This is a genomic window from Kitasatospora sp. NPDC059803, assembly GCF_042732255.1.
Taxonomy (GTDB): Bacteria; Actinomycetota; Actinomycetes; order Streptomycetales; family Streptomycetaceae; genus Kitasatospora.
The window spans coordinates 1-4,018 of sequence record NZ_JBHWIJ010000470.1; the positions used below are offsets into that span (position 1 = coordinate 1).

General features: G+C 73.1%; 6 protein-coding genes. 1 reads left to right on the forward strand and 5 read right to left on the reverse strand.

Features of this window, described 5'->3' with window-relative positions:
• Window positions 1–109 precede the first annotated feature (109 nt).
• The 5 genes from ACFV6I_RS38195 to rimO all read right to left on the reverse strand — a co-directional run bounded on the left by ACFV6I_RS38195 (window position 110) and on the right by rimO (window position 3,839).
• Entirely contained in the window at window positions 110–397 is a 288-nt protein-coding gene (locus tag ACFV6I_RS38195) for a hypothetical protein (RefSeq protein WP_380377579.1), read from the reverse strand.
• Between the two features lie 55 nt (window positions 398–452).
• A complete protein-coding gene (locus ACFV6I_RS38200; protein ID WP_049660741.1) occupies window positions 453–821 on the reverse strand; it encodes a helix-turn-helix domain-containing protein in 369 nt (122 codons plus the stop codon).
• Window positions 822–1,201: 380 nt separating this feature from the next.
• Window positions 1,202–1,678 carry a CinA family protein gene (locus ACFV6I_RS38205; RefSeq protein ID WP_380377605.1) on the reverse strand — a complete coding sequence of 159 codons (477 nt, stop codon included), beginning with the start codon at window positions 1,676–1,678 and terminating at the stop codon, window positions 1,202–1,204.
• Window positions 1,679–1,710: 32 nt separating this feature from the next.
• The gene (pgsA, locus tag ACFV6I_RS38210) at window positions 1,711–2,349 is read right to left on the reverse strand and encodes a CDP-diacylglycerol--glycerol-3-phosphate 3-phosphatidyltransferase (protein WP_380336457.1); all 639 of its coding nucleotides are present in this window, start codon (window positions 2,347–2,349) and stop codon (window positions 1,711–1,713) included.
• Window positions 2,346–3,839, reverse strand: a complete 1,494-nt coding sequence (gene rimO, locus ACFV6I_RS38215) for a 30S ribosomal protein S12 methylthiotransferase RimO (protein WP_380430758.1) — start codon at window positions 3,837–3,839, stop codon at window positions 2,346–2,348. Before rimO ends, pgsA begins: the two co-directional genes overlap by 4 nt.
• Here rimO and ACFV6I_RS38220 point away from each other — a divergent pair.
• On the forward strand, window positions 3,838–4,018 hold a 181-nt coding region (locus ACFV6I_RS38220; protein ID WP_380430761.1), incomplete at its 3' end, for a MerR family DNA-binding transcriptional regulator. The genes rimO and ACFV6I_RS38220 overlap by 2 nt on opposite strands.

Sequence of the window (4,018 nt, forward strand, 5' to 3'; positions counted from 1 at the left end):
CCCGCGCGCGCGGGCCCCGGGGCGCCCCGTGGCGCGCGCCCCCCCACCGGCCCGGGGGCACAGGGGCCCCCGGGGACATTCGTTCGCTCGTATCACCCGTTCGAGTGGCTCAGCCGACCGTCGGCGGTTGCGCCGCCACCCGGGCCACGGCCTCCTTTGACGGGCGCCGCTGCGGCCCGGTGGCGTTCCGGTCGGCGTGGACCGGGATCAGGCCGAGTCCCCAGCCGCCGGCCGCGAGCAGTCCCAGCACGGCGCCGTCGGCCAACTGTCCCCGGACCGCCGGCAGCCACCAGACCAGCCCTGCCGTCAGGATCACCAGGACCCGGCGGGCCGGCCACGGTATCAGTAGCCGCAGCCGTATTCGAGCCTCCGTGCACGCCGTCGCGGATCTCCGCACGACCGCCCTCCTTCGCTCGCCCCGGGCACCAGGAGCCCGGGAGTCGAGGCCGGGTTCAGGCGGCGACCACGTCCATCGCGGCGGCCTTGGGCGACATGTTCGCCCGGTCGGTGCCGGGGGCGGGCAGCGGAACCGGTTCGAGTACCGGCCTCAGCAGATCACCTTCGGAGAGGGTGGCCATCGCCGCAAGTTCAGCGAGCGACAGTTCGTCGCTGACCTCGCGCATGACCTCGGACATCCGGACGTCGAGCGCGTCGCAGATGGCGGAGAGCAGCTCCGAGGAGGCCTCCTTCTGTCCCCGCTCGACCTCGGAGAGGTAACCGAGCGAAACCCTGGCTGCCGCCGACACCTCGCGGAGTGTGCGGCCCTGGCGCTGGCGCTGCCGACGCAGTACATCGCCCAGTAGGCGACGAAGCAGGATCATCGGTGCCTCCCTCCTCGGACTGCGGATCGAGATGTCACGACCCCACCGTACCGCCTTGCCCGCTTCGCGTGCGGGGACCCTGGTCGTGTTCACTCTGGGCTGCAAGGCTGTCCCCCTCCTCGTTCCGGTGTCGTTTCCGGGTCCGCGGGCCCCTCGTGGTACCCCTCGCGGACCGCCCGGCCACCGTCACGCAACTCGTTCGCCACCTGGTTTCTGCCCAACCAGGCCCTTGGATGTAACACGATCCTCCAGCTGTGCCATGCCCGCGGACCGGATCGGCGGATCTCGGTTCGGTGGAGATCGCCGCGATCGGGGCTCCACCACGCCTCCGTGGCGCCTCCAACGGGCTGCGGGACGCCCGGGTGCGGGCCCCGCGGGGTTCAGGTCGTGGGCGTACCGGCCCGGAGCCGCCCGACGAACAGCTCCAGAGCGGCGGTCACCGCCCCGTGACGGATTCTGGCACGCCCGCCCGACAGCCGGGGCGAACTGACCAGAGTTCCCTCCGGACCGGCGACCGCCAGGTGTACGGTGCCCACCGGCTGCCCGTCCTGCGGGTCCGGCCCGGCCACCCCGGTCGTCGCGATCCCGTACGTGGCCCCCAGCAGCCGGCGCACGCCCTCGGCCATCTGCCCCGCCACCACCGGGTGGACCGGCCCGTACACCGCCAGGAGCCCCTCGTCCACGCCGAGCACCGAGGCCTTCAGCTCGGTGGCGTACGCGGTGACCGAGCCCCGGAAGGTCGCGGACGCCCCGGGGACGTCGACCAGGGCGGCCGCGAGCAGCCCTCCGGTCAGCGACTCGGCGACGGCCAGCGTGCCGCCCCTGGCCCGCAGCGCCTCGTGCGCCCGTACCGCCAGCTCGTGCTCCGTCACCCGGTCTCCCCCGTCGCTCACCGGCCCGCGCGCTCCGCGGCCAGTCCCTCGCGGCGCATGCGCAGCGCCTGTCCGACGTAGTCCAGCGCGGTGCCGATGGTCAGCAGTACCGCCAGGGCCATCAGCACGGCCCGGGCGGTGGCCAGCCAGCCGGTCAGCTCCAGGACGTACATGCCGACCGCGATGCCCTGGGTCAGCGTCTTGATCTTGCCGCCTCGGCTGGCCGGGATGACCCCGTAGCGGATCACCCAGAAGCGCATCAGGGTGATGCCGAGTTCGCGGGCCAGGATCACCGCGGTGACCCACCAGGGCAGGTCTCCGAGCAGCGAGAGGCCGATCAGCGCCGAGCCCATGATCGCCTTGTCGGCGATCGGGTCGGCGATCTTCCCGAAGTCGGTGACCAGGCCCTTGCGCCGGGCCAGCTCGCCGTCGAACAGGTCGGTGATCATCGCGATGGCGAACGACGCCCAGGCGACCGAGCGCCACTTGGGGTCGTGCCCGCCGTCGGCGAACAGCAGCGACACGAAGACCGGCACCAGCAGCAGCCGGAGCATCGTGAGCATGTTGGCGATGTTCCAGACAGCCGGCACCGGCGGCACCGCGGCCGACGGTCTGCCCGGATGGGCCGCGGCCGGGGCGCCGGGCCCCTTGGTCATTCCCCGGCTCCCGGGGCCTGACGGACCCGGACCGGCTCCAGCGCCTCGGCGATCAGGTCGACGCCTTCGCTGGCGACCACCTTGGCCCGGTGGAACTGGCCGATCTGCGGGTCCTCGACGCCGGTGAGGGTGGTCAGGCCGTCGGTCTCGGGGGCCTGGTGGGCGGCCCGGCCCTCGACCACGCCGTCCTCGATGGACTCGATCAGGACCTCGACCTCGGTGCCGATGCGCTGCTCGGCCCGCTGGGCGGTCATCTCCTCGGCCAGCCGGCTGAGCCGGTTCAGGCGGTCGGCGATCACGTCCTCGGACAGCTTGCCGTCGTAGGTCGCGGCCTCGGTGCCGTCCTCGTCGGAGTAGCCGAAGACGCCGATCGCGTCCAGCCCGGCGTGCGTGACGAAGCGCTCCAGCTCGGCGAAGTCCGCCTCGGTCTCGCCGGGGAAGCCGACGATGAAGTTGGACCGGGCGCCGGCCTGCGGGGCCCGGTCGCGGATGGTCTTCAGCAGGTCCAGGAACTGGTCGGTGGAGCCGAAGCGGCGCATCCGGCGCAGCACGGCGGGCGCCGAGTGCTGGAAGGACAGGTCGAAGTAGGGCACCACGTCCGTGGTCCCGGTCATCGCGTCGATCAGGCCGGGGCGCATCTCGGCGGGCTGCAGGTAGGAGACCCGGACCCGCTCGACGCCCTCGATCGCGGAGATCTCGCCGAGCAGCGTCTCCAGCAGCCGGATGTCGCCGAGGTCCTTGCCGTACGAGGTGTTGTTCTCGCTCACCAGGACGACCTCGCGCACGCCCTGCTCGGCCAGCCACTGGGCCTCGTGCAGCACGTCGGAGGGGCGGCGGGAGATGAAGGAGCCGCGGAACGCCGGGATGGCGCAGAAAGAGCACCGCCGGTCGCAGCCGGAGGCGAGCTTGACCGAGGCGACCGGGTTGTCGTCGAGCCGCTTGCGCAGGGTGCGCGGGCCGGAGGCCGGGGCGAGGCCCTCGGGCAGGTCGGTGATCGGCTCGGCCGGGGCCTCGGCGGCGCCGTGGCCGGGCAGCGCGACGGCCTCGGCGGCGGACTGCCGCTCGGCCGGGCTGATCGGCAGCAGCTTGCGGCGGTCACGCGGGAGGTGCGGGGCGTGGTGGCCGCCGGAGAGGATGGTCTGGAGGCGGTCGGAGATGTCGGAGTAGTCGTCGAAGCCGAGCACGCCGTCGGCCTCGGGCAGGGCGTCGGCGAGCTCCTTGCCGTAGCGCTCGGCCATGCAGCCGACCGCGACGACGGCCTGGGTGCGGCCGTGCCCCTTGAGGTCGTTGGCCTCCAGCAGGGCGTCCACGGAGTCCTTCTTGGCGGCCTCGACGAAGCCGCAGGTGTTGACGACGGCGACGTCCGCTTCGGCGGCGTCGTCGACGAGCAACCAGCCGTCGGCTTCCAGTCGCCCGGCGAGTTCCTCGGAATCCACCTCGTTGCGGGCGCATCCGAGCGTGACAAGGGCGACAGTACGGCGTTCAGGCATAGGGCCAAGATTAACGCGGGGGGGGCCCGGGGCGGGGCCCCCCCCGGGCCCCCCCCCCGCCCGGCCGCCGCATGTCCTCCCCGCGGACACCCCGGTGTACGTCATCTCCGTCGCCGCCGAGCTCTCCGGCCTGCACCCGCAGACCCTCCGCCAGTACGACCGCCTCGGTATGGTCAGCC